General features: G+C 70.2%; 23 protein-coding genes. 18 read left to right on the top strand and 5 right to left on the bottom strand.

Features of this window, described 5'->3' with window-relative positions:
• Nucleotides 1-8: 8 nt before the first annotated feature.
• Genes ACFPFQ_RS12470 through ACFPFQ_RS12435 form a run of 8 tightly spaced genes read left to right on the top strand, consistent with a single transcriptional unit; the run spans nt 9 to nt 8,940 of the window.
• Nucleotides 9-995 carry an ABC transporter permease gene (locus ACFPFQ_RS12470; RefSeq protein WP_379618067.1) on the top strand — a complete coding sequence of 329 codons (987 nt, stop codon included), beginning with the start codon at nt 9-11 and terminating at the stop codon, nt 993-995.
• Nucleotides 970-1,812 (top strand): ABC transporter permease, encoded by an 843-nt coding sequence (locus tag ACFPFQ_RS12465; protein WP_379618065.1) that lies wholly within the window; start codon nt 970-972, stop codon nt 1,810-1,812. Before ACFPFQ_RS12470 ends, ACFPFQ_RS12465 begins: the two co-directional genes overlap by 26 nt.
• Nucleotides 1,809-2,786 (top strand): ABC transporter ATP-binding protein, encoded by a 978-nt coding sequence (locus tag ACFPFQ_RS12460; RefSeq protein ID WP_379618063.1) that lies wholly within the window; start codon nt 1,809-1,811, stop codon nt 2,784-2,786. Before ACFPFQ_RS12465 ends, ACFPFQ_RS12460 begins: the two co-directional genes overlap by 4 nt.
• Nucleotides 2,779-3,621: an ABC transporter ATP-binding protein gene (locus ACFPFQ_RS12455; protein ID WP_379618061.1), complete on the top strand. Its 843-nt coding sequence runs from the start codon at nt 2,779-2,781 to the stop codon at nt 3,619-3,621. The genes ACFPFQ_RS12460 and ACFPFQ_RS12455 overlap by 8 nt, the downstream gene beginning before the upstream one ends.
• A gap of 37 nt (nt 3,622-3,658) precedes the next feature.
• Complete coding sequence (locus ACFPFQ_RS12450) at nt 3,659-5,602, top strand: flavin-containing monooxygenase (protein WP_379618060.1); 1,944 nt, start codon at nt 3,659-3,661, stop codon at nt 5,600-5,602.
• Between the two features lie 37 nt (nt 5,603-5,639).
• Nucleotides 5,640-6,875, top strand: a complete 1,236-nt coding sequence (locus ACFPFQ_RS12445; RefSeq protein ID WP_379618058.1) for a Rieske 2Fe-2S domain-containing protein — start codon at nt 5,640-5,642, stop codon at nt 6,873-6,875.
• The gene (locus ACFPFQ_RS12440) at nt 6,872-7,702 is read left to right on the top strand and encodes an LLM class flavin-dependent oxidoreductase (RefSeq protein ID WP_379618056.1); all 831 of its coding nucleotides are present in this window, start codon (nt 6,872-6,874) and stop codon (nt 7,700-7,702) included. The genes ACFPFQ_RS12445 and ACFPFQ_RS12440 overlap by 4 nt, the downstream gene beginning before the upstream one ends.
• 32 nt (nt 7,703-7,734) lie before the next feature.
• Entirely contained in the window at nt 7,735-8,940 is a 1,206-nt protein-coding gene (locus ACFPFQ_RS12435; protein WP_379618054.1) for an MFS transporter, read from the top strand.
• A gap of 56 nt (nt 8,941-8,996) precedes the next feature.
• On the opposite strand, the gene ACFPFQ_RS12430 is transcribed toward ACFPFQ_RS12435, so the two are convergent.
• The 3 genes from ACFPFQ_RS12430 to ACFPFQ_RS12420 form a co-directional block, all read right to left on the bottom strand.
• Complete coding sequence (locus ACFPFQ_RS12430; RefSeq protein ID WP_379618052.1) at nt 8,997-10,139, bottom strand: acetyl-CoA C-acyltransferase; 1,143 nt, start codon at nt 10,137-10,139, stop codon at nt 8,997-8,999.
• A gap of 80 nt (nt 10,140-10,219) precedes the next feature.
• A complete protein-coding gene (locus tag ACFPFQ_RS12425) occupies nt 10,220-11,443 on the bottom strand; it encodes an acyl-CoA dehydrogenase family protein (protein WP_379618050.1) in 1,224 nt (407 codons plus the stop codon).
• Nucleotides 11,444-11,482: 39 nt separating this feature from the next.
• Nucleotides 11,483-12,505, bottom strand: a complete 1,023-nt coding sequence (locus tag ACFPFQ_RS12420) for an acyl-CoA dehydrogenase family protein (protein ID WP_379618048.1) — start codon at nt 12,503-12,505, stop codon at nt 11,483-11,485.
• A gap of 243 nt (nt 12,506-12,748) precedes the next feature.
• On the opposite strand from ACFPFQ_RS12420, the gene ACFPFQ_RS12415 reads away from it, so the two are divergent.
• The 10 genes from ACFPFQ_RS12415 to ACFPFQ_RS12370 all read left to right on the top strand — a co-directional run bounded on the left by ACFPFQ_RS12415 (nt 12,749) and on the right by ACFPFQ_RS12370 (nt 21,619).
• Nucleotides 12,749-13,531 carry a crotonase/enoyl-CoA hydratase family protein gene (locus ACFPFQ_RS12415; RefSeq protein WP_379618046.1) on the top strand — a complete coding sequence of 261 codons (783 nt, stop codon included), beginning with the start codon at nt 12,749-12,751 and terminating at the stop codon, nt 13,529-13,531.
• A 68-nt stretch (nt 13,532-13,599) separates the two neighbouring features.
• Nucleotides 13,600-13,890, top strand: a complete 291-nt coding sequence (locus tag ACFPFQ_RS12410; RefSeq protein ID WP_379618044.1) for a hypothetical protein — start codon at nt 13,600-13,602, stop codon at nt 13,888-13,890.
• Nucleotides 13,891-13,926: 36 nt separating this feature from the next.
• Nucleotides 13,927-14,124 (top strand): ferredoxin, encoded by a 198-nt coding sequence (locus ACFPFQ_RS12405; RefSeq protein WP_379618042.1) that lies wholly within the window; start codon nt 13,927-13,929, stop codon nt 14,122-14,124.
• 71 nt (nt 14,125-14,195) lie between these two features.
• On the top strand, nt 14,196-14,660 hold the full coding sequence (locus ACFPFQ_RS12400) for a Zn-ribbon domain-containing OB-fold protein (RefSeq protein ID WP_379618040.1): 465 nt from the start codon (nt 14,196-14,198) through the stop codon (nt 14,658-14,660).
• A gap of 27 nt (nt 14,661-14,687) precedes the next feature.
• Nucleotides 14,688-15,905: a CaiB/BaiF CoA transferase family protein gene (locus ACFPFQ_RS12395; protein WP_379618038.1), complete on the top strand. Its 1,218-nt coding sequence runs from the start codon at nt 14,688-14,690 to the stop codon at nt 15,903-15,905.
• Nucleotides 15,906-15,984: 79 nt separating this feature from the next.
• Nucleotides 15,985-17,442: an aldehyde dehydrogenase family protein gene (locus ACFPFQ_RS12390; RefSeq protein ID WP_379618036.1), complete on the top strand. Its 1,458-nt coding sequence runs from the start codon at nt 15,985-15,987 to the stop codon at nt 17,440-17,442.
• A 43-nt stretch (nt 17,443-17,485) separates the two neighbouring features.
• Nucleotides 17,486-18,322, top strand: a complete 837-nt coding sequence (locus ACFPFQ_RS12385) for an SDR family oxidoreductase (RefSeq protein WP_379618034.1) — start codon at nt 17,486-17,488, stop codon at nt 18,320-18,322.
• Between the two features lie 68 nt (nt 18,323-18,390).
• Complete coding sequence (locus tag ACFPFQ_RS12380) at nt 18,391-19,413, top strand: aldo/keto reductase (RefSeq protein WP_379618032.1); 1,023 nt, start codon at nt 18,391-18,393, stop codon at nt 19,411-19,413.
• A 7-nt stretch (nt 19,414-19,420) separates the two neighbouring features.
• Nucleotides 19,421-20,239 carry an acyl-CoA thioesterase gene (locus ACFPFQ_RS12375; RefSeq protein WP_379618030.1) on the top strand — a complete coding sequence of 273 codons (819 nt, stop codon included), beginning with the start codon at nt 19,421-19,423 and terminating at the stop codon, nt 20,237-20,239.
• 258 nt (nt 20,240-20,497) lie between these two features.
• Entirely contained in the window at nt 20,498-21,619 is a 1,122-nt protein-coding gene (locus tag ACFPFQ_RS12370; RefSeq protein WP_379618028.1) for an NDMA-dependent alcohol dehydrogenase, read from the top strand.
• Nucleotides 21,620-21,677: 58 nt separating this feature from the next.
• On the opposite strand, the gene ACFPFQ_RS12365 is transcribed toward ACFPFQ_RS12370, so the two are convergent.
• Together ACFPFQ_RS12365 and ACFPFQ_RS12360 are read right to left on the bottom strand one after the other, a co-directional pair.
• Nucleotides 21,678-22,703, bottom strand: coding sequence for an ABC transporter ATP-binding protein (locus ACFPFQ_RS12365; RefSeq protein ID WP_379618026.1), 1,026 nt, complete (start codon nt 22,701-22,703; stop codon nt 21,678-21,680).
• On the bottom strand, nt 22,687-23,718 hold the full coding sequence (locus ACFPFQ_RS12360; protein ID WP_379618024.1) for an ABC transporter ATP-binding protein: 1,032 nt from the start codon (nt 23,716-23,718) through the stop codon (nt 22,687-22,689). The genes ACFPFQ_RS12365 and ACFPFQ_RS12360 overlap by 17 nt, the downstream gene beginning before the upstream one ends.
• Nucleotides 23,719-23,727: the final 9 nt, after the last annotated feature.

Genomic DNA, 23,727 nt, shown 5'->3' with positions numbered 1-23,727 from the left:
GAACCCTCGTGTTGGCCTTCGTCCTGCGCCGCCTCTTCGTGGCGGTGCCGACCGTCCTCGCGATCATGGTGACGATGTTCGTCCTGCTCCAGACCCTTCCCGGGGACCCGGTGCAGGGCCTGGTGGGGGAGTACCCGGCACCGCCTGAGTACGTCGAGCAGATCCGTCATCAGTTCGGGCTGGACCAGCCGGTCCTCGTGCAGCTCGGCCGGTATGTCGCCAACCTCCTGAGCGGCGACCTCGGTTACTCGTTCGCCTACCAGCAGCCGGTCACGGACCTGATCCTGCAACGGGCACTCAACAGCCTGCTGTTGCTCGTCCCGGCACTGGTGCTCTCGGCACTGCTCGGCACGGCACTCGGCGCGGTGGCAGCGACGCGGCGTGGTACGGCGGTCGACCACACGATCACGACCGTCACCATGGTCGGCTTCGCCGTGCCCGCATTCTGGCTGGCGCAGATCTTGATACTGGTGTTCGGCGTGGGGTTGGGCTGGTTCCCGGTGCTGGGCATGCGCTCGCTCGGTAGCACGGCTGACGGGATCGACGACGTCCTCGACGTCGCCGCCCACTGGTTACTGCCGGGAATTGCGGTCTCGCTGTACTACCTGGGAATGGTGGCGCGGATCAGCCGGCAGTCGATCCTCGAGTCTTCCGCGGAGGACTACATCCTCACCGCCTGGTCGATCGGGCTGCCCCGGCGGCGGATCCTGGTCCGGCACATCCTGCGGAACGCGCTCATACCGGTGGCGACGGTGGTGGGCTACAACTTCGGCTACGCGGTGACAGGCGCCATCCTCGTCGAGGCGGTCTTCAGCTGGCCGGGTATCGGCAGCCTCTTCGTCACCTCCATCCAGAACCGTGACTACCCGGTGCTCGAGGGCGTGTTCCTGCTGACCGCCGTCAGCGTCGTCGTCGCCAATCTCGTCACTGACGTGACGTACGCCCTGATCGATCCTCGGGTCAAAGCAGGTGATCGCATTGCTGCAGGCAAGTAAGGGCGCGTTCCGGCATCGGGCAGCCGTGATCGGGGCCGGCTTCATCGCGATACTCGTACTCGCCACCCTGATCGTGCCGCTCCTCGTCGGCTACGACGCCAACCAGATCTCCGACGACCTGATGGTCGCGCCGCTGAGCGCCGGACACCCGCTGGGCACCGACCAGCTCGGCCGCGACGTCCTGGTGCGTCTCGCCGTCGGTATCCGGCTCTCGTTGCTCGTGGGCGTGGCGGCGGCGCTCACGGCGGCCGTCGTGGGGATCCTCGTCGGAAGCCTCGCCGGGTACTACGGCGGGCTACTCGACTCAGCCCTGATGCGGGTCTGCGAGTTCTTCCAGATCATCCCGGCCTTCGTGATGGCGGCCCTCATCGTCGCGCTCGCGGGCCCCGGTCTGACCCGCACGATCGTCGTCATCGCGCTGTTGGCGTGGCCGCAGGCGGCGCGGATCATGCGCGGCCAGGTGCTGAAGCTGCGCGGGTCGCTCTACGTGGACTCGGCGCGTTGCCTCGGCATCTCGGAGCGGCGATTGCTCTGGTACGAGGTCGCGCCGAACTCAGGCGGCCCCGTGCTGGCGCTGATCCCGCTCATCGTCGGCCAGTCCATCCTGCTGCAGGCGGCACTGAGCTACCTCGGGCTCGGCAACCCCGACGAGGTCAGCTGGGGCGGGATGCTCGCCGACAGCCAGCAGACCGGCTTCGCGGCCTGGTGGCTGGCAGTCCTGCCCGGTGCGGCCATCGTGGCGACCGTTGTGGCCTTCAACCTCGTCGGCGACGGCCTGGCGCGTATCTGGAATCCCCGCGAGGTGGTGGTGCTGTGACCGAACACATCCTCGAGGCAGAAGCCCTGCACGCCTCCTATCTGGACGGTGACAACGCCACGGGCGTGCTGCGCGGCGTCGATCTGAAGGTCGGGCGCGGCGCCAAGGTGGGACTCGTCGGCGAGTCCGGATCCGGCAAGTCCACGTTCGCTCGGCTGGCGGTCGGGCTGGTGTCGCCGACGACCTGCCGGATCGACTCCGGACGGTTCTGCGTCGACGACACCGACATCGTCGGCCTCTCCAGCAGTACGTGGGAGTCCCGGCGGGGCGACCCGGCGGCGATCGTCTTCCAGGATCCACTCAGCTATCTCAATCCCGTTCTGCGCGTCGGATTCCAGATCGCGGAGGCGGTGCGGCGCCACGACGGGCACACCGATGTCGCCGCTCGCGTCCGGGAGCTGCTCGCCTCCGTCCAGCTGCCCGCGCGTACCGCCGACGCCTATCCGCACGAGCTGTCGGGAGGCATGCGGCAACGGTGCCTGATGGCGATGGCACTGGGCTGCCGGCCGAAGCTGCTCATCGCCGACGAGCCAACGACCGCCCTCGACGTGACGACGCAGTCGGAGATCCTCGCGCTGCTGGAGCGGCTCGTCACCGAGCTCGACATGGCCCTGCTGTTGATCAGCCACGACCTGGCCGTGGTCTCCCAGGTGTGCGCGGAGGTCAACGTGATGTACGCGGGCAAGATCGTGGAGTCCGGGCCGACCGGGGAGATCTTCCGGTCGCCGCAACATCCCTACACCCGCGCGTTGCTCGCCGCAGCGAGGATGGAACGCCATCCGGACGGCAGGTTCGTCACGGTCGGGGGCGATGTGACAGCCCTGGACCCGGACGATCGCGGTTGTCACTTCCGGCAGCGCTGTGTCTCCGTCGAGGAGCGGTGCGAGGTCGCGCCGCCACGCTTCGAAGCTGGCAGCGGCCAGCAGGTGGCATGCTGGCTGGTCGATCACAGGGTCGTGGTCGGGCATGCCTGAGACACCTGGTGCCGTCCCGGTGAACGCGGACATCCCCGCGGGCACAGAATCACTGCTGACCGTCTCCGGCATCGGCAAGTCGTTCCGGATCCGCGGACGGGGCGGCCGGCTGCAGGCCCTCGACGACGTCAGCATGGACATCCTGCCGGGCGAGACCGTCGCGGTCGTCGGCGAGAGCGGATCGGGCAAGTCGACGCTCGCCAGGGTAGTCCTGCGGCTCCTGCCGCCGGACGAAGGTGCGGTGACCTTCCAAGGGACTTCGATATGGGGTGCCTCGGGCCGACCGCTCACCGCCACCCGGCTCCGGATGCAGCCGATCTTCCAGGACCCCGGGGCGTCCTTCAACCCGCGCAGGCGGATCGGGGCGGCGATGGCGCAGGCGCTGGCTGCGGGCGGCGTCGACGAGGAGGCGATGCCGGACCGGATCCGGGAGCTCCTCCGGGCGGTCGGGCTCTCGAGTGGCAGCGAGATGCTGGAGCGCCGCCCTCACCAGTTCAGCGGCGGGCAGCGCCAGCGCCTGGCGATCGCCCGCGCGCTGGCCGTGGAGCCCACGATGCTCATCGCGGACGAGCCGCTGACGGGCGCCGACGTCTCTGTGCGCGGACAGATCCTCAACCTGCTGCGCGAGCTGCAGGACTCCCGCGGCCTCGCACTGATGTTCATCACCCATGACATCGCCGTCGCCCGGGCCGTCTCGCACCGCGTCGTGGTCATGAAGGACGGCCGCGTGGTCGAGTCCGGTCCGACCGACCGGGTGCTGACCGAACCGGTAGAGGAGTACACGAAACGGCTGCTCTGCGCGGTGCCCGCGGTGCTCCTCGACCCCATCACGTGAACCGCAACCCCCGATCACCACGTCAGGCAGGAGGACGATGACCGCGATCGCCAGCAGGGCGGAGCAGTTCGACGCCGACCGGGTCGCGGCGGCACTGGCTGCCGCCGACCCGAACCCGTTACGCGTAGCGCTCTACCAGGCGACGGGGAATCCAGCCCTCGCTCGGATGCGGGTGCAGCGGGTCGAGGTCCGCGGCGGGGCAGCCGTCGAGCTGCGCCTGAACGACGAGGACCAGGCGCTCCTACGGGAGCTGGCATCGGAGTTCCTGCGCCACCGCGACGAGTGGGTCGAGCCCGCCCCGCCGACCCGCGAGCAGACCGCCGAGCTGGTCGGCATGCTCGCCGCTCGCGAGCTGCATCCCGACGAGCTGGCGATGAGCATCGAGGAGCTGGCGTTCGAGGAGTTCCCGCGCGCAGTCGAGTGGTCGGCCGGGCGGCCGGCCGCTGCGCTCGCCGGCTTCCACGTCGTTGTGGTGGGCGCCGGTATCAGCGGGATCACGATGGGGATCCAGCTGGAGCGGCTCGGTATCCCGTACACGCTCATCGAGCGACAGCACGGGATCGGCGGCACCTGGCAACGCAACCGGTACCCCGACATCAGAGTCGACACCCCCTGCACCGGCTACCAGTTCAAGTTCGTCAAGGACTTCCGCTGGAGCGAGTACTACCCGGGTCGTCAGGAGGTGGCGGCCTATCTCGGCATGGTCGCGGAGCGGTACGGCGTCGCGCCGCACGTCCGGTTCGGGTGCGAGCTCGTCTCGGCGGCCTGGGACCAGGAGAGCGGGAAGTGGACGCTGGAGGTGCGTCGCGAGGGCGTGGCGGAACCCGAGGTACTGGTCGCCAACGTCGTGGTGACCGGGTGCGGGTTGTTCAACGTCGCGAGGATGCCGAACCTGCCGGGTGTGGAGCAGTACCAGGGGCAGCTCATCCACCCGACGCAATGGGCGAAGGGCACCGAGATCACCGGCAAGCGCGTCGCCGTGATCGGCAACGGATCGACAGGGGTCCAGGTGATGCCGAAGCTGGCCGAGGACGCGGCCTCGCTCACCGCGTTCGTGCGCACACCGAGCTGGATCCGTCCCAGCCCGCTCTACAAGAAACTGATCCCCGACGAGGTCGGGTTCCTGCTCGACAACATCCCCTACTACCGCGACTGGCAGGTCTGCGCGACCTTCGTCGGCGGCGACTCCCGCCTGAGCTCCGAGGCACTGCGCTACGACCCCGAGTGGCAGGCCAGGGGCGGCATCATCAGCGAGCAGAACGACCGGCTGCGCGAGTGGCTGACCGGCTACGTCGAGGAGAAGCTGGCAACCCGCCCGGAGCTGATCCGGCACCTTGTGCCGTCCTACGCGCCGCTCGGCCGTCGCATGGTGGTCGACAACGGCTGGTACGACGCGTTGCTGCGCGACAACGTGGAGCTCGTCGTCGGCGGCATCGAGCGCTTCACACAGAAGGGGATCGTCGGCGCGGACGGGATCGAGCGGGAGTTCGACGTCGTGGTGTCCGCAACGGGATACGCCGTGCAGGAGTACCTGTGGCCAGCGGTGTTCACCGGGCGCGACGGCCGGACGCTGTCGGAGGTCTGGGGGGACGGGGGACCGCGGGCCTACCTCGGGATGACCGTGCCCGGATTCCCCAATCTGTTCATCATGTACGGCCCCAACGGCCAGCCGCGGGCTGGCAACTTCCACTCGTGGGCCGAGATCACCTCCCGGTACGTGGCGCAGGGGATCGTCGAGCTGGTCGAACGGTCGGCCGTCTCGCTGGAGGTGCGCCCGGAGGTCTACGCGACCTACAACCAGCGGCTCGACCAGGAGTTCAAGAAGATCATCTGGAGCACGGAGGGCGGCCGTGGCTACTTCGCGGTCGAGGAGGGGAAGGGCTCGGTGAGCATGCCGTGGGAGCACTACGAGTACTTCGCCCTGATCCGGCAGATCGACCTCGGCGACTTCACCGTCGAAGAGGCGACAGCACCGCACTGACGAACCGGACTCAACCAGATCGCGAAGGTGGGCGACGATGACAGCAATCATTCCCGATGCGGACGACGCGGTGGGCCGCGCCTATGGGGCCGCGCCGGGCACGTCCGACGAGGAGCTCACCAGGGTGGGCCCCGGAACGCCGGGTGGCGAGTTCTTCCGCCGCTACTGGCTGCCGTTCGCGACCGCGGCCGAGGTGACCGACCGGCCGGTGCAGGTCCAGTTGCTGGGCGAGCACCTGGTGGCCTTCCGGGACGGCACCGGGCGCCCGGGACTCGTTCGGGAGCGCTGCCTGCACCGTGGGACGAGTCTGTACTACGGGACGATCGAGCAGGCCGGAATCCGGTGCTGCCACCACGGCTGGCTCTATGACGTCACGGGGCACTGCCTCGACCAGCCCGCCGAGAACTCGCAGGGCAAGCGGCTGGCGAAGTTCCGCCTGCCCTGGTATCCGGTGCAGGAGCGCTACGGCCTGCTGTTCACCTACATGGGCCCGGCCGAGCTCGAGCCGGTGCTGACCCGCTACGACGTGCTCGAGGAGGACGACCCCGACTACGGCATCTTCATCGACGCCGGCACCCCGCACCGGGCCACGACCGGCGCGCCGAACCCGTCCGCGTACAACTGGCTACAGATGAACGAGAGCGGCATGGATGCCGCCCACGTCGAGATCCTGCACGGCAACATGGGCGGCGCCAAGCACGGCGGTGTCGCGATGGCGAAGCCGGTCGTCGAGTACGAGCTCACGGCGGCAGGCATGCAGTACACCGCGACGCGGGTGCTGCCCGACGGACGGGTGTCGCGGCGGGTCTACGAGAACTTCCTGCCCTGCGTGCACGTCGGCGGCAACCCGGTGCTCACCGACACCGGTCGCGCGGCGATCGTCACGTGGCAGGTCCCGCTGGAGGACTACCAGGTCCGCTCGTTCTCCGTGATGCGCCTGCCCCGTGCGGACGTCGAAGCGCTGGCGGACGGATCGTGGACCGCGACGATGATGGGCACCCCCTGGAAGGACCGAACGGAGCAGGCACGCCGCGACGCGCCGGGCGACCACGAGGCGCAGGCCAGTCTCGGTCGCCTGACCCTGCATTCCCACGAGCACCTGGTCAGCAGCGACAAGGGGGTGATCATGCTGCGGAAGCTGGTGCGCGCGAGCATCGACGCCGTCCGTGAGGGTGGTAACCCGCAGAACGTGCATTTCGCGCCCGAGGACTGCACCGTTGCGGTCTGTTCCGGGAACTACCTGCCCGACGCGGATACCGGCGGTGCCGGGTGAAGGTCGGCCTGTCCGGTCACTTCCTGCGGCACGCTAACCGGGCGGCGCTGCTGGAGTGGTTCCGCCGCGTCGACGCGGGCCCGTTCCACAGCCTGTCCACCGGTGAACGACTTCTGTTCGACAACCTGGACCAGATCACGTATCTGGCCGCTGCCGCCGCGGTCACGGAGCGGGTCATGCTCATGACGAACGTGACGGTCGTGCCGATCCACCCGACGGTGCTGCTGGCCAAGCGGATGGCCTCGATCGACCTGCTCAGCGCGGGCCGGCTGATCATCGGCGCGGGAACCGGTTCCCAGGAATCCGACTATCGCTCCGCGGAGCGCTCGATGGAGCGGCGCTGGCAGCGGCTCGACGAGGCCGTCGCGACCGTGAAGGAGCTCTGGTGCGGCGCACTGCCCTATCCGGACGCCCCCGCCCCGGTCGGCCCGACACCGTCTCGTCCGGGCGGCCCGCTCCTCTACACCGGGGCGCGGGCCCCGCGCTCGCTGGCCCGCGCGGCCCGGTGGGCCGACGGCTGGCAGGGCACCGTGCTTCGCGCCGACCCGGCGGACCTGCGGGCCGAGGCGGACGCTCACGTGCGCGCGTGGGCGGACGCAGGCCGTGACACCCGGCCGAAGCTGCTGAACTCCGTGATGCTCACGGTCGACGCCGAGGCCGACAGCTCGCCCGGAGCGGCGCGTCCCACGTTCGGCGTCTCCGACATCCCGATGCTGCTCGAGCGGCACCAGGAAGCGGGGTACGACGAGCTGGTGCTCGCGCCCATGCTCGATGATCCTGGGTTGCTGGACGGCATCGAGAAGTCCGTGGCCGCAGCCGCACGGTGATCGCGCACCGATCCACACCTGGCGGGGTTCAGGTGGCCGAGCGGGTCCGACGGCCGCGAATACCCGCGAGCGTCATCGCGTTCCTGCTGGTCCTCACCGTTCTCGTCACGTACGTCGCCGCGGGGTCGGTCATCCCGCTCGTTCCCCACGCCGTGCTCGACCGGGGCGGTGGCCTCGGGCTCGTCTCGGTCGTGGCGTCGATCTTCTTCTTCTCCGCCGTCGCCGGCCGCCTCATCGGGGGGATGCTGGCGGACCGGCTCGGCCGCGGGCCCGTCCTGATCGCCGGGATCGGGCTGATCGCCGCATCGGGCGGTGCCTACCTGCTCGCCGACGGGCCGGCACTGCTTGGGCTGGCCAGGGGTGTGCACGGCTTCGGCGTCGCGCTCCTGTTCACCGCCGTCGCCGCCGCGGTGGTCGACCTCGTCCCAGGCACCGGGAGGCTGTTCGGCCTGCTCGGGGCCGGCGCGTGGAGCGGGTACGCCATCGGTGCGGTGCTGGCCCCGTGGGTGAACAACCTGGGAGCGGCCGGGCTCCTCGTTGTGGGTGGCGCGGCTGGAGCCCTCGTGGTGGTCGTGCTCAGCTACCGCCGGGTTGCGGCCGGCGATCCCGCGCTGCGGATCCCCCCGGCGGCGCCGGACTCGCGCCTGTCGTGGCGCGCGTTCGTGATCGGCACGGCCGTCCTGCCCGCGGTCCTGTTCGGCATGGGCAACGTCGGCTACGGGGTGCTGCAGGCCTACCTGCCGATCCTCGCCGCCACCGGCGACGGCGCCCGCGGGCTCGCTGTCTTCGGCCTGGTCGTGCTGGCGAGCCGGCTGCTGCTCGGTGGGACCGCCGAGCGCTGGGGGGTCCGCCGATCGTTGTGGACCGGGGTGCTGCTGACGGCGGGCTCGATGGCGAGCCTCCCGCTGGTCGTGCACATCCCGGCGGCGTTCTACGGGGCGCTGGCCATCGCCGCGTTCGCCTACTCGCTCGCCTGGCCGGTGCTCGCCAGCTGGACGGTCGCCCGTTCGAGCCCGCAGGTCACGGCGAGCGCGCTGGCCACCCTGACCGCGGGAAACGACCTGTTCATCTCGGGCTCCCTGGCCGTTGTCGGTGCCGTTGTCGGGGCCGCGGGGACGCCGGACGTCGCCTTCTACCTGCCGGCGCTGCTGGGCGCGCTGGTGCTGGTACTCGTCGAGGCCACCCGCCGCCGCGGTCCGCTCACGGTCGGGAAGACACCGGCGGACCCTTCCCGATAGGAAGTGCCCGCCGGTGGTGCTGCCTGCCCTATCGAGCTGCGCTATCGAGCCTGCGCTCAGACGGCCTCGATGATCGTGGCGTTCGCCATGCCGCCGCCCTCGCAGATCGTCTGCAGGCCGTACCGGCCGCCGCGGCGGCGCAGCTCGTGCACCATGGTCGTCATCAGGCGGGCGCCGGTGGCACCGAGCGGGTGACCCAGCGCGATCGCCCCGCCCAGCACGTTCACCTTTTCCGGATCCACGCCGAGCTCCCGCTGCCACGCCAGCGGCACGGAGGCGAACGCCTCGTTGATCTCGAACAGGTCGATGTCGTCGACCGAGAGCCCGGTGCGCTGCAACACCCGCTCGGTGGCCGGGATGGGACCCGACAGCATCACGACCGGATCCGACCCGACCACCGTCGTCGCGTGGACGCGGGCCAGCGGAGTCAGGCCGAACCGGTCGACGGCGTCGCCGGAGGCGAGGACAAGCGCGGCGGCACCGTCGGAGATCTGGCTGGACACCGCGGCCGTGATGATCGCCCCGGGCACCACCGGGTGAAGCGAGGCCATCTTCTCCAGCGTTGTGTCGGGCCGGGCCCCGTTGTCGCGCTTCACGTCCCCGATCGCGACGATCTCGTCGTCGAAGCGGCCGCCGTCGATGGCCGTCGCGGCCCGCTGGTGCGAGCGCAGGGCGAACCGTTCCAGGTCCTCCCGGGTCAGGCCCCAGCGCTCGGCCATCGTGTTCGCCCCGCGGAACTGGCTGATGTCCTGCCCGGCGAAGCGCTCCGCCCAGCCCTGGCCGCCCCGCGGGTGCCCCATACCCAGCTCGACAGAACCGCTCGCCCCGATGCTGACCAGGCTCATCACCTCGACGCCACCCGCGATCACCACGTCCTGGTCGCCGGAGCGGATCGCCTGCGCCGCGAACTGCACGGCCTGCTGCGACGAGCCGCACTGCCGGTCCACGGTCACCCCGGGCACCGACTCGGGAAGACCCGCGCTCAGCGCGGCGGTACGGGCGATGTTGTACGCCTGGGCGCCCACCTGCCCGACGCACCCGAGTATCACGTCGTCGACGGCGGCCGGGTCGACGCCAGCGCGCTCGACCGCGGCCGCGAGAACCGTGGCGGCCAGGTCGACGGGATGCACCTCGCTCAGTGGGCCGCGGCGGCGGGTGATGGGGCTGCGCACAGCAGCAACGACATAGGCCTCGGTCATCGGCGTCCTGTTCCGTTCGAGAGATCATTGGACGGGCGCTCCGACCCGCTGGTCCGCGCGCCCGGAATCAAGGGGGGCACCTACACGCCCGGCTTCCCGTCGCGGACCCGGGGCAGGCCCAGCTGCCGTTCGGCGATGATCTCGCGCATGATCTCGCTCGATCCGCCGTAGATGGTGCCGACGACGCTGTAGCGGAAAGCCTCCTCCACCGCGGCCCCGAGCGGTGCGCCCTCCGCGTCGCGGTGCATCACGGCCTCGGCCCCGATGATGTCGAGCATGTCCGACTGGTGCCGTTGCGCCACCTCGGTGCTGTACAGCTTCGCGGCCGAGCCCTCTGTGGTCGGCAGCTCACCGGTACGGGCGACCCAGGCCGGACGCATCCAGAGCAGCTTCGCGATCTCGTTCTCGACGGCCATGTTCGCGAGCCGTTCGGCCACCGTCGGGTCGTCCCAGACCAGCGTGCCGTCCGGGCGACGGGTCGACCGGGCCCAGGCCGCCACCTTCAGCGGAAGGGTGGTCTTCGGGTCACCGATGCTCCCGCTCGTGTTCGACGGCGGGCGGGCACCGACACTGCCGCCGCCGCGCTCGTGCACGAGCGCCACCTTCATGACCGCCCAGCCGCCGTCGACCGCACCGATCCGGGCGGAGTCCGGCACAGCGACGTCGTTGTAGAACGTCGCCGTGGTGCGCTGCCCACCCAGAGTTGCGACCAGGTGGCACTCGAAGCCGGGGGAGTCCGTGGACACCAGGAACATCGTGAGGCCCCGATGCTTCGCGACGTCGAGGTCGGTGCGGCCCAGTAGGAACACGTGTGTCGCATGGTCGGCGGTGCTGGTGAACATCTTCTGGCCGGTGACCCGCCAGCCGGCACCGTCGCGGACCACGCGCGTCTTTGCCGCGGCGACGTCCGAGCCGGAGTCCGGCTCGGTGTAGCCGAGCGCGATGACCACCTCGCCGCGCAGACCCGCGGGGATGTAGGCGCGCTTCTGCTCGTCGGTACCGACTGTCAGCAGCGTGTTGAGCACCAGGCTCGTCGTCGACCAGCCGTCATGGCGCACACCCACCCTGGCCAGTTCCTGCAGCAGCGCGCGGGCCAGATCCGGGTCGCGCTCGGTGCCGCCGTACTCCGCAGGCCACCCGGCGCCATACCAGCCCTGCTCGGCGAGCAGGGCGTGCAGCTCGGGAGTGTGGTAGCTGCCCGTCTTCTTCTGCTCGGCGGCCCAACGCGGCTCGAAGTACCGGTCGAGCCAGGCGCGCGCCGCGTTCCGGTGCGCCTCGAGCTCGTCGACGATCTCGAAGTCCATGTGTTGCTCCAGTAGGTGCGTCGAGAGGGAACCGCGCCGTCAGGCCGGATAGGCGAGCTCGGCCAGGCGCCGGTACTCATGTCGCGGATCGCCCAGCGCGAGCGGCCATGCCTTGGCACGGCGGAAGTACAGCTGGATGTCGTACTCGAGCGTGTAGCCGTACCCGCCGTGGAACTGCAGGCTCTCCCGTGCGGTGCGGAACGCGGTGCGAGCGCCGTGTAGGAAGGCCATCGATGCGAGCTTCGTCGCCTCGGGGCGATCGGTGTCGCGGGCCCAGGCCGCTTCGTGGACGAGGAGCTCCGCGCCGTCACCGTCGACCGCGACGTCGGCGAGGCGGTGCTGGATGGCTTGGAACCAGCCGATTGGCACGTCGAAGGCCTTGCGTTCCTTGACGTAGGCGACGCCGATCTCGAGGGCTCGGGCCCGCAGACCGTCGAGCGCTGCGGCGGTGAACAGCTGCCAATCCGCACGGCCGGCGGCGAAGTGGCGGGCCGCGTCCGCGCCCTCGGCCAGCACGATCCGGTCGGCCCGCGCCAGATCCCAGTCGGCGATCGGTGAATCGCCGAGGTTGGGCAACAGTCGCTCTTGCGGGGTGGCGCCGTCGTCGTGGCGGACCAAGGCGACCAGCACGCCCTCGTGCAGCGCCAGCACGATGTCGGCCACCGCGCCGGCGGGGACCAGGCTCAGGACGTCGCCGCTCACGGCGTTCGGCGCGATCGTGGGCAGGCGCCGGCCCGCAGCGACATCGGCGAGGAGCGGACCCGCTCCGGCAGCGGCGATGAGTCTGCCGGCGGCGAAGAACTCGGCCAGCGGCACCGGTGCGAGGCAGCGACCCGCCTCCCGGCAAACGAGGGTGAGATCCAGCGCGGTGGCGTCGTCACCGTCGACGTCGGCGGGCAGCCCCATGATGAGCGCTCCGGTGGGGCGCAGGCGATCCCACAGGTCCTGGTCGAAGCCGAGCGGCTCGGCCGCGCGCACGACGTTGATGCCGGACTCCTTCTCGAAGAAGCTCGCGAAGGCGCCCTGCACCGCCTCCTGTTCAACGGACAGCGACAGATCCACAACTGGCTCCTCAGATGCCTGGTTCCCGCTGGACGCGACGTCGGTGCCCGAACGAAGCCGGGCCGGCGAGGATGACAATAACAGCTTAACTAGTAATCTCAATGTGACGGCGCGGATCGAGGGTGTAGTTGGGGCAGTCCGCAGTGCGCAGCACGTTCGGTCCGATCAGCGGTGCTGGCGTGACGCGTCTATCAGATGTATCATTTAACTATGACAGACGCAGTTGCCGTAGATGGAGGACGCATGGCTGAGGAGCGATCCCCGGCGGCGACCCTGCGAACCGAGCGGTGTGGCCAGATCCTCGTGATGACCATTGACCGGGTGGCCGTCCGCAACGCCATGGACGGCCCCACTGCGCGGGCGCTCGCGGCAGCGCTCGACGAGCTCGACGCGGACCCTGACCTGTTCGTCGGGGTCCTGACGGGGGCGGGCGGCACGTTCTGTGCGGGCATGGACCTCAAGGGCTTTCTCACAGGCGACACCCCGGGGATCCCCGGACGGGGGCTCGGTGGCCTGACCCAGCGGCCGCCGCGCAAGCCCCTCGTCGCCGCGGTCGAGGGCTGGGCGCTCGCCGGCGGATTCGAGATGGTCCTTGCCTGCGACCTCGTCGTCGCGGCCCGGACGGCGAGGTTCGGGGTCCCCGAGGTCAAGCGATCGCTCGTGGCCGCGGCCGGCGCGGCGCTGCGGCTGCCCACCCGCCTCCCGATGGCGCTGGCGATGGAGCTGCTGCTGACCGGTGACCCGATCGACGCCGAGCGCGCAGCCCGGATGGGGCTCGTGAACACGGTCGTGGACGAGGGATCCGCCCTGACCGAGGCTATCGAGCTGGCCGAGCGCATCGCCGCCAACGGGCCATTGGCGGTCCAGGCGACGAAGCGCATCGCGCTCATCGCGGCGGACTGGACCGATGAGGAACGCTGGACCGAGCAACGCAAGATCACCGAGCCGGTGTTCTCGTCGGAGGACGCGCGGGAGGGCGCGTCGGCGTTCGTCGAGAAGCGCGCGCCCGTCTGGGCCGGTCGATAGCGCAGTTCGGGCACGGCGAGATCGATACTCGGCGGGGCCGATGACGGAGTTGCGGAAGGCGAGGACCGATGGACGGCGATGAGGCGCTGCAGCGGGCGGACGAGGACGACTACGACCTGTTGACCTTCGGCGAGGCCGGCGCTCGGCTGACCGCGGAGATCGGGGTGCAGCGCGCCCGGTTGGCCGATCTACGGGCCGCGGGCGACCACGCCGGTGCCGACGCGTGCCAACGGCGGATCGATGCGCTCGTCGCCGCCGAACTGCGCAACAGCAGGCGTTCCTTCGACGAGACGAGCTTCAAGGCCTTCTTCGGCTACGCGCCGGACCCGGGCCGGAACGGTCCCGCAGGTGACCAGTAGCTCCGCCTGAGCGAACAACGTTTACGGAGGTTGGACATGGAGATCATCGTCGCAGCGGGCCGTTGCCAGGGGCATGCTCGCTGCAATGCGCTGCATCCCGAGTTGTTCCCGCTCGACGACGACGGCTACATCGCCATCGAGCGGGAGGAACTTGACAGCGCCGCCGCTGATGCCGCACGGGCCGGTGCTGCGGAGTGCCCGGAGCGGGCGATCTCGGTGTCCGAGTCCGCGTAGCAGCCCTTGCGGGCCCATTAATAGTTGACTTATTGTGTTGTTGAAGCGAAAACTCGGTCGGGAGGGTGTCGATGACCGCGAAACCGTCCCAGGAGCCTGCGCCCGCGGCCCGCGAACGCACGGGCCCGCTGCGGGTGCCTCCGCTGATCGGAGTGGTCAACGAGCGCTTCTGGACCGGCGGTCGCGACGGCGAACTGCTGATCCAGCACTGCGGTGCCTGTGGCTGGTGGAACCATCCGCCGAGCCGTCGGTGCCGGCGCTGCCTTGCCGTGGACCCGAAGCCGGAGCCTGTGGCAGGACGCGGTGTCGTCGCGTCGTTCACCATCAACCACCAGCAGTGGAGTCCCCGCGCCGCTCCGGATCCGTACGTGATAGCGCTCGTGGATCTGGACGAGCAGCTAGGTCTGCGGCTGCTCACGAACATCGTGAACTGTCCTGTGCGCGACGTGGCGATCGGGCAGCGCGTGCGTGTCGTCTTCGAGCTGCTCGACGACGTCGCGATCCCGCTGTTCGAGCCGGTGCCGGCTACCGAGTGACCGGTTCGATGAGAGAGGACGGCAACAATGACGAGAGTCCTTCACGGCATCCGGGTCGTCGAGGTCGCGATGTGGGGTTTCGTGCCCGCCGCCGGGGCGGTCCTCGCCGACTGGGGCGCTGACGTCATCAAGGTCGAACACCCCGTGTTCGGTGACCCCATGCGCGGCCTGGCGTCGGACGGGCTCGACGGCGGTGGCACCGGCGTCTCCCCGATGTGGGAGATCTTCAACCGGGGCAAGCGGTCGATCGGGATCGACATCGCCGTGCAGGAAGGCCGCGAGGTGCTGATGGACCTCGTCGCCACCGCGGACGTGTTCCTCACCAGTTTCCTGCCGCCGGCCCGCCAGAAGCTCGGCATCGAGCCGGACGATCTCCGCGCCCGCAACCCACGGATCATCTACGCGCGCGGCAGCGGCCAGGGCCCGCTCGGGCCGGAAGCCGACAAGGGCGGGTTCGACGCCATCTCCTACTGGTTCCGATCGGGGGCGGCCTCGGGGGTGACCCCGGCTGAGCTCGAGTGGCCGTTGCGGATGCCCGGCCCCGCGTTCGGCGACATCCAGGGGGGCATGATGCTGGCCGGAGGCGTCGGAACGGCGTTGGGGCATCGTGATCGGACTGGGGAGCCGACGGTCGTCGACATCTCGTTGCTCGCGACGGGGATGTGGGCCATGGCACCGGCGATCGTCGGTACGCAGCTGACCGGCGCCGCGGAGCTGCCCAAGCGCACCCGCAGCGATCCGAACAACGCCCTGGCGAACATCTACCGGACCGCGGATGGCCGGTACATCGCGTTGAGCATCCTGCAGTCGGACCGCTACTGGGCGGGCTTCTGCACGGCACTGGGGCATCCCGAACTGATCGATGACGCGCGCTTCGCGGATCGGGCGGCGCGCGCCGCGCATCCCGAGGAGACCCTGCAGGTCCTCGATGAGATCTTCGGGGCCCGCCCGTTGGCCGAGTGGTGTGAGCGGCTGGCCGGACAGGAGGGCCAGTGGGATGTCGTGAACACCGCCGGAGATGTAGCGCGGGACCGGCAGGCGATCGCCAACGGCTACGTGCAGCCGGTGGTGCACCCGTCGGGCGCGGAGTTCTCGCTGGTGTCCTCGCCGATCCAGTTCGACGCCGACCCCCCGGCGCTGAGCGCGGCACCCGAGCTCGGGGCGTCAACGGAGGAACTGTTGCTCGCAACCGGCCGGGACTGGGAACAGATCATCGCTCTCAAGGAGCTGGGCGCCGTCAACTGACAGGCCGACCGTTCGGATCACCAGCAGGGTCACGTTGCGGGGACACGGGTCCACCGCATGCTTGGAGGAGAGAACCCGCGTGCACGAATCCAGGATGCTGATCGACGGTGTGCTCGGCGCAGGCGTGTCGGGTCGGCGGTTCGAGAACGTCAACCCGGCGACGGAGGAGGTGCTCGGCTCGGTCGCCGACGGCGTCGCAGGCGACATGGACGCCGCGATCGGGGCGGCCCGGCGGGCCTTCGACACCACATCGTGGAGCGCTGACCGCGATTTCCGCGCGCACTGCCTGCGGCAGCTGCACGACGCGCTGGGGCGCGAGCGCGAGGCGTACCGCTCGGAGATCATCGGTGAGACCGGTTCGCCGAAGGCGCTCACCTATGCGACGCAGGTCGACGTCCCGATCGACGACGCGATCGCGTGGCCCCTGAAGTGCATGGACTTCTTCGGGTGGGAGCGCGACCTCGGCACCGCGCAGTTCCTCGGTCAGACCAGCCGCCGGATCGTCGCGAAGGTGGCTGTCGGGGTGGTCGGCGCCATCGTGCCGTGGAACTACCCGCTCGAGGTCACCCTCAACAAGCTCGGCCAGGCCCTCGCGACGGGCAACACGATCGTTCTGAAGCCCGCGCCGGACACGCCGTTCAACGCCACGCGCCTGGGCCGGCTGATCGTCGAACAGACCGACATCCCGGCTGGTGTGGTGAACGTCGTGACCTCCTCCGATCATGCTCTTGGCGAGCAGCTCGTGGTCGACGACCGGGTCGACATGGTCTCGTTCACCGGATCGACCGCAACCGGCAGCCGGATCATGGAGAAGGCCGCACCGAGCCTCAAGCGGCTGTTCCTGGAGCTCGGCGGGAAGTCGGCCGCCATCGTGCTCGACGACGCGGACCTCGCGGCGGCGGCGCGAGGTGCGGTCGCGGCCGTCAGCGCCCACGCCGGGCAGGGTTGCGTGATCGCCACGCGGCTGCTCGTCCCGCGACATCGCTACGCGGAAGCCGTCGAAGCAGCGGCCGCCGAGATGGCGGCCGTCCCGTACGGCGACCCCCTCGACCCGGCCGTCACGATGGGGCCGGTGGTGAGCGCGCGCCAGCGCGACCGCGTGCTCGGCCTGATCGAGGCCGGCAAGGCTGAGGGCGCACGGCTCGTCACCGGTGGGAGCCGGCCCCGGCACTTGCCGCGCGGGTACTTCGTCGAGCCGACGTTGTTCGCTGATGTCGACAACTCGATGCGCGTGGCGCGGGAGGAGATCTTCGGGCCGGTGCTCGTGGTCATCCCCTTCGCGGACGACGACGACGCGGTCCGGATCGCCAACGACAGCCATTACGGGCTGGGCGGCGCGGTCAGCTCAGCTGACCTCGATCGGGCCATGAGCGTGGCCCGACGGGTCCGGACGGGTGTGCAGCGCATCAACGGTGGCAACTGGTATGCCCCGGACTCCCCGTTCGGCGGGTTCAAGCGCAGCGGCCTCGGCCGCCAGAACGGCCTGGAGGGATTCGAGCAGTACCTCGAGACCATGACCTTCGGCCTCCCGGTCTGAGGGTGCCCCACCCCGGCTCGACCTCCTGAAGGAGCTGCAGAAGATGGACGATCGGACACCGCCCACGCGGTTCGGGCTCGGTGGCAAGCGCGCGTTGGTGGTGGGTGGTGCGTCCGGTATCGGGGCCGCGGCCGCCCGGATCGTGGCTGAGCTGGGCGCATCCGTCGTGGTGCTGGACCATCGCCCGGTCGCGGCCGACGGCGTCGAGAGCCACCTCCTCGACCTGCGCGAGCAGGCGAGCATCGACGAGGCGCTCGGCGGGATCGAGGGTGCCTTCGACGTGGTGCTCTGCTGCGCGGGAGTTGCGGGCGGTACCCCCGGGATGGATCGGGTCAACTTCACGGGCCAGCGGCACCTCATCGAATCCCTGCTGGCGAGCGGGCGGCTGCCGCGTGGGTCCGCGGTCGGCATGATCGCCTCGCTGGCCGGGCTCGGCTGGGAGCGGAATCTCGACGTGCTCGGCGACTACCTCGACACCCCGGACTTCGCGACTGCGGTGGCGTGGATCGAGAAGAACGCCGACCAGGACACCTACGCGTTCTCGAAGCGGGCGGTGTGTGCCTACGTCGCCCGCCGGGCGTGCGCACTGGCCACAGCCGGCGTCCGGATCAACGCGATCCTGCCGGGCCCCACCGATACCCCGCTGGCGCGGGCGAACGCCGACATGTGGTTGCAGTTCGGCAAGGACTATCGCGATGCGGTCGGGGGCGCGGCCGCCACGCCCGAGCAGCAAGCCGGTCCGCTGGTCTTCCTGTGCACCCCGGCGGCGGGGCACGTCAACGGGGTGAACCTCGTCGTCGACGGCGGGTACGTCAGCTCCGCGGTCACCGAGACGTTCGCCGCGCCCGCGGTACGCGCCATGGTGGGCCTGCCGTCGTGATCCGCCCGGTTCCCGACGCCGATCGCGGCAGCCTCGCCGAGGCTGCCGGTCCCCTTGACGGAGGATTCATGACAGAGCAGACGCCGCCCGTGCGCCGGGTGGCTCTCGGTGACACGGGCATCGCGATCGCCCCGATCGGTCTCGGCTGCATGGGGATGTCGCAGTCCTACGGTGCCGCGGACCGCGACGAGTCGATCGCCACCATCAGGGCGGCTATCGACCTGGGTGCCGGAATGCTCGACACCTCCGACATCTACGGAGCTGCAGGTGCCTCCTGGGGGAACAAGGAGCCCGTGCGCGGGTTCGGCCACAACGAGTCGTTGATCGGCGAGGCAATCAGCGGGCGGCGCGACGACATCGTGCTGGCCACGAAGTTTGCCGCCCTGCTCACCCCCGACGGCGGGATGACCGTGTCGGGCCGTCCCGAATACGTGGCGCAGGCCTGCGACGCGAGCCTGCGGCGGCTGGGTACCGATCGCATCGACCTCTACTACTACCACCGTCTCGACCCCGACGTGCCCATCGAGGAGACCGTCGGTGCGATGGGCGAGCTCGTCCGCTCCGGCAAGGTGCGGGCGCTGGGCCTGAGTGAGGTGAGCGCGGACAATCTGCGCCGGGCCGCGGCGGTGCATCCGATTGCCGCACTGCAGAGCGAGTACTCGCTCTGGGAGCGGGGTGTCGAAGCCCGTATCGTCCCGGCCTGCCTCGAGTTGGGCGTCACGCTGGTGCCCTACAGCCCGCTCGGGCGGGCCATGCTGGCCGGTCGCTTCGCCACGGGGGAGACCTTCGGCGCGGACGATTACCGCACCACCATCCCGAAGTTCTCCGGCGAGAACTTCGACGCGAACCTCAAGCTGGTCGGGCAGCTGAAGAGCTTCGCGGAGGACAGGGGCGCCACCTCGGGGCAGATCGCGCTGGCGTGGTTGCTCGCCCAGGAGGTGCCCACCGCACCGATCCCGGGAACGAAGCGCGTCAGCTACTTGAAGGAGAACCTCGCCGCCCTGCACGTCGTCCTGAGCCGCCACGACGTCGACGAGCTGGCGGCGCTGTTCGATCCCGCCGCCGTACAGGGCGCACGTTACGGGCGGTGAGTCTGTCATGAGTGCTTCCGCAGTCTCGCCCGACGCGGCGACATCGTCTGTACTCGACCTGCTCGTCCTCGAGGACACGGGCAGCGACGCGTACCGGTCGACCTTGCTCTTCGCGTCCGACTGGCCGATCTATGGCGGTCAGGTTGCCGCGCAGGCACTCTTCGCGGCCGGGTCCACGATCCCAGCCGGCCGTGCGGTGCATTCGCTGCACGGCTACTTCCTCCGCAGCGGTGATCCGGCCCGTCCGGTCGACTACCGGGTCGAGCGCGACCGCGACGGTCGGAGCTACTCATCGCGCAGGGTGGTGGCACGTCAGGACGGGCACGCCATCTTCAGCATGGCCGCGTCGTTCTGCGAGCCCGAAGAGGGGCTGGACCGCGACGGTCGGCTCGGCACGATGCCCGATCCGCCGCCCGCAATGGCGAAGACGATCCGACCGAGCCGCTGCCTGTCGATCGAGACGCACGTGCCGGCTCAGCCGCATCCGACGGCGGTGCCGCCCACCCGTTTATGGGCTCGTTGCTCGGCAGGGCTCCCGGACGATCCGTTGGTCCAGTCCTGCGTCCTCGCCTACATCTCGGACATGTCCAACGGCCTGTCGCCCTTCCACATCGACGGTTGGGTCAGCGGCTCGTCCCTCGACCACGCCGTGTGGTTCCACCGCCCGATCCGCGTCGACGACTGGGTCCTGATCGACCTCACGCCGGTGACGGCCGGCGCCGGGCGCGGCTTGTACACGGGCGTCATCCGCGACGCCGACGGGCATCGGGCCGCGAGCTTTGCCCAGGAGAGCTTGTTCCGCCGTCCGCGGGGGCGGGAGACGTGAGGGCGGCTGGACCCGGACACCGAAGCGCCGCTAGGTCGTGTTGACAAGGGGATGATCGATGGCCTTCGTGATCCAGATTGTTCCTGGCAAGGCGCCGCCGCGAGCCGTCGTACCTGGTTGTACCGGTCGTGGTGGCAACGCAGCCAGGGACGATCTGGGCGCGAAGGTCGCGATCAGGACTTTGTCAACGCGGCCTAGTTCGCTGCGCGTCCGGCCGTCGCCGTGGTGGCCGTTCCCTGTGAGATACCGGAGTGCTGGATGAAGACCCGCGGAGCAGTGCTGACACAGGTGCCCGGACGGTACGAGGTCGTCGAGCTCGACGTGGACGACCCAAGGCACGGGGAGATCCGGGTACGGATGGCCGCGTCCGGAATCTGTCACTCCGACGATCATCAGGCGACCGGTGACGTGCCGGCCGGGCGGATTCCGCTGGCCGGGGGCCACGAAGGTGCCGGTGTCGTCGAGGCCGTGGGACCCGGGACCGGGGGTTTCGCGGAGGGCGATCACGTCGTCTTCTCGTTCGTGCCTGCGTGCGGCCGCTGCAGGTGGTGCGCGACCGGCCACCAGAATCTCTGTGACCTGGGAGCATCGCTCGGCACGAACGCGCGGTGGGAGGACCCCACATCGTTTCGCCTGTCGCTGGACGGGGAACCGGTGGGCCAGATGTGCGGTGTCTCGACCTTCTGCGAGTACACGACGGTCTCCACCGCGTCGGCGGTCCGGATCGATCCGTCGATCCCCCTGGACGTGGCGTGCCTGACCGGTTGCGGGGTCGGCACAGGCTGGGGCGCCGCGGTCAACGGCGCCGGCGTGCGGCCGGGACAGGTCGTGATCGTGATGGGCGTCGGTGGCATCGGCATCAACGCGGTGCAGGGCGCCGCCCGCGCGGGAGCGGGTGCGGTCATCGCGGTCGATCCGGTCGCGTTCAAGCGAACGACGGCGCTCGAGTTCGGAGCGACGCATGGGGTGCCCGACATCCGGGAGGCGACCGACCTCGCCCGCACCCTGACCAACGGCCAGGGAGCCGACGCCACGATCGTGTCCGTGGGTGTGGTCACGGGTGAGCACGTGGGACAGGCGGTGCGGTCCGTGCGCAAGGCCGGCACCTGCGTCGTGGTCGGGCTGGGAGAGGCGCGCACCCGCGAGGGGGACATCTCGCTGACTGAGCTCGTCCTGTTCGAGAAGACGATCAAGGGCTCGCTGTTCGGCTCCAGCGCACCCACGGCCGACATCCCCGCTCAGCTGCGCGCCTGGCAAGCCGGGGAACTGCGCCTCGAAGAGCTGATCACGACCCGCTACCGTCTGGACGACGTGGCACGCGGCTTCGAGGACCTGCGTGCCGGGAAGAACATCCGCGGCCTCATCGAGTTCGACCGGTAGCGCGCCGGGCGGTCGGTCGGTCATGGCCGACCGCCCCATCAGCTCGCGTCGGACCGCCCTACGGGCCCTCCGCCCCGCTCACCGACAAACCGATCGCCCCCGCCGCGACTGCTCCCTCGGCGACGTGACAGGCCACGTGGTGGTCGGGCCCGATCCGGCGGATCGTGGGCACCTCGGTCGAGCACTGCGCGATGACAGCCGGGCAGCGGGTGCGGAACCGGCACCCCGACGGTGGATCGAGCGGGCTGGGGACCTCGCCGGAGAGCGCCGGGCCGCTGAAGGACCGCCGGGGCCGCGGTACCGAGTCGAGCAGTGCGCGCGTGTAGGGGTGGGCAGGACTGCCGAACACCTCGTCGACCGAGCCTGTCTCGCAGATCCGGCCGAGGTACATCACCATGACCCGGTCGCTGACGGAACGGACGACGGCGAGGTCGTGGCTGATGAACACCAGCGTCAGGTCGTGCTCCGCCTTCAGATCCTTGATCAGGTTCAGGATCTGGGCCTGCACCGAGACGTCCAGCGCCGAGACCGGTTCGTCGCAGACGACCAGGTCGGGACGGATGGCCAGGGCACGGGCGATGGCGACCCGCTGGGCCTGCCCACCCGAGAGCTGGCGCGGGCGCATCGCGCCGTGGCGGGCGGGGTCCAGCCCGACCTCGGCGAGTACCCGGTCTGCGACGTGGGCTCGCGTGGCGGCGGACTCGCTGGCGATCGCGAGCCCTTCGACAACGAGTTCGCGCACGGTTCGCCGGGGGTTCAGCGAGGCGACCGGGTCCTGGAAGATCATCTGCATTCGGCGGCGGAGGGCCCGCAACGGGCCGCTGCGCAGCGCGGTCAGATCCGTGTCGTGAAAGGAGACCTGGCCACCGGTGATCCTCTCCAGCCGCAGCACGGCTCGTCCGGTCGTCGACTTGCCGCATCCGGACTCGCCGACGAGCGCGAGGGTTTCGCCTCGGCGGACGTCGAAGCTGACACCGCTGACCGCATGCACGACGCCGCCCGGGGTGGAGTATTCGACGGTCAGGTCGCGCGCCGAGAGCACGACGTCCCTCGACCGGAGGTGTGCGTCACCGGTGCCAGCCATCGCCTGCTCCCGCCCCTGCTCCGACTGTGGCCATTCCGGTCGTGGACCCGACCGGGTTCAGACATGCATGGACGTGCGCGTCGGCCGGTCCCGCGGCCATCAGCCCGGCTCCCGCCACCGCGCAGCTCTCCGATGCGACGTCGCATCGCGTCCGGAACCGGCATCCGGTCAGCGCCAGCCGTGGGTCCGGCAGTGAACCCTCGATCACCGGCATGCGGTCCGGGCGCGGGCCCTCCAGCTCCGGCGTCGCGGCCAGCAGCGCGCTGGTATACCGGTGGCGCGGGGCTGCGAACAGTGCGTCGGTGGGGCCCACCTCGACCATGCGGCCCGCGTACATCACCGCGACCCGATCGGTCCGCCCGGCCACCAGACCCAGGTCGTGGCTGATGAGGATCATCGCCATGCTGCGCGACTCGCGGATCCTGTCGAGGAGGTCGAGGATCTGACGCTGCACGGTGACGTCGAGCGCTGTGGTCGGCTCGTCCGCGATGAGCAGCGCGGGCTCGCACGACAAGGCCATCGCGATCATGACCCGCTGCCGCATGCCCCCGGAGAGCTGGTGCGGGTAGTTGTTCATCCGCCGTTCCGGGGCGGGGACACCCACCTCGCCGAGTAGTCCGACGGCGCGCCGGACGGCCTCTGCCCGTGAGATGCCGAGGTGGTGGGTCATCGCCTCGCACATCTGACGCCCGATCCTGATCACCGGGTTCAGTGCCCGGCCGGCGTCCTGGAAGATCATGGCGACGCGCCTTCCCCACAGCGCCCGGCGGGCCGCCATGGGCAGCGTCAGCACGTCGGTGCCGTCGAGGAGAACCCGGCCCGAGGTCGCCGCGGTCGGTGGCAGCAGGCCCATGATCGAACGTGCGAGCACGGACTTGCCCGACCCAGACTCGCCGACGATTCCCAGTGCCTCGCCGGCGCGCAGTTCCAGGTCGACACCGTCGACGGCCCGTACGGGGTCGCCGTCGGTGGCGATCCAGGTTCGCAGTTCGGTCACGTGAAGCAGTGGGGGCATCGTGACTCC

The sequence above is a fragment of the Pseudonocardia sp. GCM10023141 genome, from assembly GCF_042653605.1.
The sequence above is the reverse complement of the archived record's forward strand: the minus strand, read 5'-3'. Positions and strand labels throughout refer to the sequence as shown.

Coding starts and splice junctions, on each gene's coding strand:
- ACFPFQ_RS12455 (WP_379618061.1), top strand. CDS start 2,779: ATGCCTGAGACACCTGGTGCCGTCCCGGTGAACGCGGACATCCCCGCG.
- ACFPFQ_RS12450 (WP_379618060.1), top strand. CDS start 3,659: ATGACCGCGATCGCCAGCAGGGCGGAGCAGTTCGACGCCGACCGGGTC.
- ACFPFQ_RS12445 (WP_379618058.1), top strand. CDS start 5,640: ATGACAGCAATCATTCCCGATGCGGACGACGCGGTGGGCCGCGCCTAT.
- ACFPFQ_RS12430 (WP_379618052.1), bottom strand. CDS start 10,139: ATGACCGAGGCCTATGTCGTTGCTGCTGTGCGCAGCCCCATCACCCGC.
- ACFPFQ_RS12425 (WP_379618050.1), bottom strand. CDS start 11,443: ATGGACTTCGAGATCGTCGACGAGCTCGAGGCGCACCGGAACGCGGCG.
- ACFPFQ_RS12415 (WP_379618046.1), top strand. CDS start 12,749: ATGGCTGAGGAGCGATCCCCGGCGGCGACCCTGCGAACCGAGCGGTGT.
- ACFPFQ_RS12410 (WP_379618044.1), top strand. CDS start 13,600: ATGGACGGCGATGAGGCGCTGCAGCGGGCGGACGAGGACGACTACGAC.
- ACFPFQ_RS12405 (WP_379618042.1), top strand. CDS start 13,927: ATGGAGATCATCGTCGCAGCGGGCCGTTGCCAGGGGCATGCTCGCTGC.
- ACFPFQ_RS12400 (WP_379618040.1), top strand. CDS start 14,196: ATGACCGCGAAACCGTCCCAGGAGCCTGCGCCCGCGGCCCGCGAACGC.
- ACFPFQ_RS12395 (WP_379618038.1), top strand. CDS start 14,688: ATGACGAGAGTCCTTCACGGCATCCGGGTCGTCGAGGTCGCGATGTGG.
- ACFPFQ_RS12385 (WP_379618034.1), top strand. CDS start 17,486: ATGGACGATCGGACACCGCCCACGCGGTTCGGGCTCGGTGGCAAGCGC.
- ACFPFQ_RS12380 (WP_379618032.1), top strand. CDS start 18,391: ATGACAGAGCAGACGCCGCCCGTGCGCCGGGTGGCTCTCGGTGACACG.
- ACFPFQ_RS12375 (WP_379618030.1), top strand. CDS start 19,421: ATGAGTGCTTCCGCAGTCTCGCCCGACGCGGCGACATCGTCTGTACTC.
- ACFPFQ_RS12370 (WP_379618028.1), top strand. CDS start 20,498: ATGAAGACCCGCGGAGCAGTGCTGACACAGGTGCCCGGACGGTACGAG.
- ACFPFQ_RS12365 (WP_379618026.1), bottom strand. CDS start 22,703: ATGGCTGGCACCGGTGACGCACACCTCCGGTCGAGGGACGTCGTGCTC.
- ACFPFQ_RS12360 (WP_379618024.1), bottom strand. CDS start 23,718: ATGCCCCCACTGCTTCACGTGACCGAACTGCGAACCTGGATCGCCACC.